1 pseudogene is annotated in these 1,078 nt (G+C 34.0%); it reads left to right on the top strand.

Going from position 1 to position 1,078, the window contains the following annotated elements:
- Nucleotides 1-1,078: pseudogene (locus FOF46_RS32380) on the top strand (hypothetical protein); the annotation flags it as partial.

Here is a 1,078-nt window from a genome sequence, read left to right as displayed (position 1 = left end):
CAGGATCTAAAACGGTAACTGTAACCCAGGATATTATAGTACCTAATGTATCCGCTTCTGTTGATGGTACACTAAGTTGTTCGTCTAATGCTGTTATATTAAAAGGTAATTCTACAACTCCAAATGTTACTTATCTCTGGACTGGACCTAATAACTTCAGCTCATCATTACAAAACCCTACTGTAAGCCAAACAGGAAATTACTCCTTAACAGTAACAAACCCTAATAATGGATGTACTTCATCTTTATCGGTAAATGTAGCTTCTACTGGTGGTACCCAAACTAATATTTGGTTTGAAAAATTTAACCTAAGTACAGGAACAACATCAGATTCTGGATCAACAGCCTGGACTACTCAAAATCCAAGCTCTGGAGGCTTTCATGTAAAAGATAATCGATTTAAAGTTAATAATACAGGGAAAGATAAAAAAGGAATATGGACCTCTGAATCAATCGATATTAAAGGAAAAAATGATGTGAACATCTCTGTTCTCTTATATAGTACAGGGGATATGGAAGACACTGGAGAAAATCTTGACTTTATTGATCTTTATTATAAAATAAATGAAGGGCAAGAGGTTCGTTTTAGTAAAAATTCAGGAGCCATAAATAACAATAGCAGTTCAGGAACTACTGTATCAATAGGCTCACTCAGTGGAAATAGTCTACAAATTATAGTCAAATCAAGAACTACTGCTTCAGATGAATTTTACTATTTTGACAATGTAAAGGTTACAGAAAAAAATCCAGGAACTATTGATGCTACTGCTTCTGTAGAAGGTATACTTACATGCATTAATGATGCTGTAACCATAACCGGTGGATCTTCTGATAATGATGTTAATTATAATTGGACAGGACCTAATAACTTTACAGCAAATACAAAAAATATAAATGTAAGCGAACCTGGAGATTATACACTAGAAGTAACTAATGACAATGGATGTGCAGGATCTAAAACGGTAACTGTAACCCAGGATATTATAGTACCTAATGTATCCGCTTCTGTTGATGGTACACTAAGTTGTTCGTCTAATGCTGTTATATTAAAAGGTAATTCTACAACTCCAAATGTTAC

It is taken from the genome of Aquimarina algiphila, from assembly GCF_007489275.1.
GTDB classification, from domain to species: Bacteria; Bacteroidota; Bacteroidia; order Flavobacteriales; family Flavobacteriaceae; genus Aquimarina; species Aquimarina algiphila.
Note: the sequence above shows the minus strand (reverse complement) of the source record. Positions and strands in the feature narration are given on the sequence as shown.